At 58.6% G+C, this 3,487-nt stretch carries 4 protein-coding genes and 1 pseudogene; 3 read left to right on the forward strand and 2 right to left on the reverse strand.

Annotated features, from left to right (window positions below; all coding sequences use genetic code 11):
* From IGS51_RS17965 to IGS51_RS17975, 3 genes and pseudogenes are all read left to right on the forward strand, one after another.
* Positions 1–252: pseudogene (locus tag IGS51_RS17965) on the forward strand (hypothetical protein); the annotation flags it as partial.
* Positions 249–1,295, forward strand: a complete 1,047-nt coding sequence (locus IGS51_RS17970) for a glucokinase (protein WP_297080162.1) — start codon at positions 249–251, stop codon at positions 1,293–1,295. The pseudogene IGS51_RS17965 and the gene IGS51_RS17970, both read left to right, overlap by 4 nt.
* A 220-nt stretch (positions 1,296–1,515) precedes the next feature.
* Positions 1,516–2,517 (forward strand): DUF389 domain-containing protein, encoded by a 1,002-nt coding sequence (locus tag IGS51_RS17975; RefSeq protein ID WP_297080163.1) that lies wholly within the window; start codon positions 1,516–1,518, stop codon positions 2,515–2,517.
* 55 nt (positions 2,518–2,572) lie between these two features.
* Here the strand turns inward: IGS51_RS17975 and IGS51_RS17980 are convergent, their stop codons facing one another.
* Positions 2,573–3,100 carry a DUF456 domain-containing protein gene (locus IGS51_RS17980; RefSeq protein ID WP_297080164.1) on the reverse strand — a complete coding sequence of 176 codons (528 nt, stop codon included), beginning with the start codon at positions 3,098–3,100 and terminating at the stop codon, positions 2,573–2,575.
* A gap of 66 nt (positions 3,101–3,166) precedes the next feature.
* The coding region (locus IGS51_RS17985) for a hypothetical protein (protein ID WP_297080165.1) at positions 3,167–3,487 on the reverse strand (321 nt) is incomplete at its 5' end.

The raw sequence follows: 3,487 nt of genomic DNA on the forward strand, positions 1-3,487 counted from the left end.
CTGCCCATTATCGGCACGGTGGCCAATCGGGCGATCGCCCCTGCCGAAGTATCTGAAGAGGATGATGAATACGACGAGTACGATGAAGATTCCGAAGGAATTTGGGCAGCGGCAGCAGCCGAGTTGGAACCCGACTACAATCCTGCCTACAATGTCGATGTCGATGACTTTGAGGACGTTGAGGACGACGACGCGGACGAAGACCCCCAGCCCGTTCTAGACCCCCTATTTGTGGATGACATCGCATCATGACTCGACTTTTGGCAGGCGACATCGGCGGCACCAAGACCATTCTGCGGCTAGCAGAAGTCCACAGCGACGACGGGCCAATTAAGCTGCAAACGTTGCACGAGATGCGTTATGTCAGTGCAGAATATCTAGATCTGGTGCCGATGGTGCGGGCGTTTCTGGCAGATGCAGAAAGCTGCATGGGCTGCGCTCCCGGAATCGAGAAAGCCTGCTTTGCGATCGCCGGCCCCGTGGTCAACAATACCTCCGTGCTGACCAATCTCTCCTGGACCCTGGAGGGCGATCGCCTCAGCCGCGAACTCAACATTCCCAATATCAGCCTGATCAACGATTTTGAAGCCGTCGGCTACGGCATTTTGGGCCTGGGTGAAGACGACTATTACACGCTCCAGGTCGGCAAGCCCCAGCCCAACGCCCCCATCGCCGTCATTGGCGCAGGCACAGGGCTAGGTCAGGGCTTCTTGATTCCTCAGGGAGGCGTGTATTACGTCTACCCGTCGGAGGGGGGGCACGCTGATTTTGCGCCCCGTTCAGAACTGGAATTTCAACTGCTGAAGTATTTGCTAGACAAGCTCAGCATCAATCGCCTCTCGGCCGAGCGCATCGTGTCGGGGCAGGGGATTGTGTCGATTTATCAGTTTTTGCGCGATCGCCAGCTTGCCGAAGAGTCGCCCGACATCGGCGCAAAAATCCTCACCTGGGAGCGCGAGGCGGGCAAGGCAGAAAAATCCGTCGATCCGGGCGCGGTGATTTCCCTGGGCGCTCAGGCGGGCGATCGCCTCTGCGAGCAAACGATGACCCTCTTTGCCTCGTCCTACGGAGCCGAAGCAGGCAACCTAGCGCTGAAGCTGCTGCCCTTTGGCGGCCTCTACATCGCAGGCGGCATCGCGGCCAAAAACCTGGACGTGCTAAAGGCGGGCGGCTTTATGGAGGCATTTCTCGACAAGGGGCGTATGAGTCCCCTGCTGGAGCAAATCCCGGTGCATGTAGTGCTGAATCCTCAGGTCGGGCTGATTGGGGCCGCCGTAAGAGCCGCCCGACTGTAGCGAAGTTGATTTATCATCTGGCTCCATCATCTGAAATGATAGTCCCTGTAAGCGTGATATCTGCGATGCGGCAGGCTACGTCTGACAGGCTACCTCTGAAAGGACTTGCTTCTGAGACTTGCGTCTGAAAAGACCCGCGTCTTCTGAACGAGGATGACCATCTGCTTGCATCGCCCAGCAGGGAGGAGGATTGATGGTGAGGAGACGGATAGCGCTATTCATGGCGAACTTTTGGGAGACGGTGAAAACGCTCCAGCGGGGGCGGATCAACCTCTCGGAACTGGAGCGCCTGCATAGCGACATGCTGAGCGAGTCCGTTGCGGATACGCCCTACTTGGTGCTGATTGTCACGTCCTGCGCGATCGCCACCTTTGGACTGCTGTCCAACAGCGCGGCTGTGATCATCGGCGCAATGATTATCGCTCCCCTGATGTCGCCAATTCGGGCGCTGGCCTTTGGGGCGCTGGAGGGAAACATTCTGCTAGTACGGCGAGCGGCTGCGTCGGTTTTGCTGGGAACGCTGCTGGCCCTGGCGATCGCCTGGCTATTGGGGCGCGTTGTGGGCATTGCCAGCTTTGGCAGCGAGGTGCTGGCCCGCTCTAGCCCCAACCTGCTGGATCTGGGCGTGGCCGTGGCGGCTGGCGGGGTGAGCGGCTATGCCAAGATCAATCCCAAAGTGTCGGCCTCGCTGCCCGGAACGGCGATCGCCGTTGCCCTCATGCCCCCTGTTTGCGTGATTGGGCTGGGACTCTCCCAAGGCGACTGGAGCCTCAGCCTGGGAGCGACGCTGCTCTATCTGACCAACCTGCTGGGGATTACGCTGTCCTGCATGTTGACCTTTTTGCTGGCGGGCTATACGCCTATCGAACAGGCGCAAAGAGCGTTGCTGTGGGCCTTCACCTTCACCGGGCTATTGCTGATTCCGCTGGGGGTCAGCTTTGTGCAAATGGTGCAGCAAAACCAGCTTGAGGCTGCCCTAAAACGAGCGCTGCTGACCCGCACAGCGACGTTTCAGCGCGTGCAATTGGTCGATAGCGACATCAACTGGTATACCCAGCCGCCAGAGGTGCGGCTGACGGTGCGGAGTCGAGAACCCGTCACCCCGCGCCAAGTGGAACTGCTGGAAGAATTCGTGAGCCGAGAGATAGGACGGCGGATGACGCTAATTCTTGCCGTCAGTCAGGTAGAAGAAGTGCGGCGCGAACCTTACGTAGAGGAGTGAATGAGAAGTATTTCGCAAAAATCCGACTAATCAGGCAATCAGATGCAGTCAGTGACTAGGCAGCACCGGGAACCGCCGTCACGGTAGGCAGCGTTGTCCAGAGGAAAACGGCAAAGGTGGCGATCGCCAAAATGAACTGCACCAGCCGCCCCACTAGCGACCCCACCACAATCCCCAGACCCGCCTTGATCGCCAGCCACAGGTCTTTGCGAAATAGAAACTCACCCAGAATCGCGCCCGCAATCGGCCCAATAATCAGCCCCAAAAACGGGCCGCCAAAGGGCAGCGCGGGCAGCAGCCCAAACACTCCCAAAAACAGCCCCACAATTGCGCCAATCTGTCCCCATTTGCTGGCTCCGGCTTTCTTTGCACCCAGATAGGTCGCCAAAAAATCGACCCCCGTGCCCACCAGCAGGCACACCACCGCCACCGTCAGGGGAATGCCTAGCCCCGCGAATCCATTGACAAAGCCCCAAACGGCGATCGCCAGCGCAATCAGCCCAATTCCCGGAATCGCAGGCGCAACAGAGCCAATCACGCCCACCAGCATCACCGCGACGAGAATCCAGTAGAGGTAGACCATATTTAGGGGTTAAGGATTAGAAATTCGGGGCAGCGTCGAAATACAGTCTTTCGCCACCCCTTCACTTTAGCCAAAAGAGTCCAGATCGAGGGCCTTGGAGCCACCGCGCTCCAGTTGCTCCAGTAGTCGTGCCAGTTGCGTCCACACCAGCAGCCCGGTGAGAACGGTCAGCGGAATGGCGACGGCATAGGCCAACTTGGTGGGAAACCCAAAAATTTCCAGTCCTGCCGCCAGAAAGAAGCACACGCCGCCGGAAATTCCTAAAAATGGCACCAAAAGCTGTGGTCCCTGCATATTTGCCAGGGTGCGGGTCGAGCGGTTTTTGTCCCACTCGCTAACTTGCTGCTTGAGGGTTGCCGAAAAGGCCGCACCCGATGCCAGCCCCGC

The organism is Thermoleptolyngbya sp. M55_K2018_002, from assembly GCF_015295965.1.
GTDB classification, from domain to species: Bacteria; Cyanobacteriota; Cyanobacteriia; order Elainellales; family Elainellaceae; genus Thermoleptolyngbya; species Thermoleptolyngbya sichuanensis.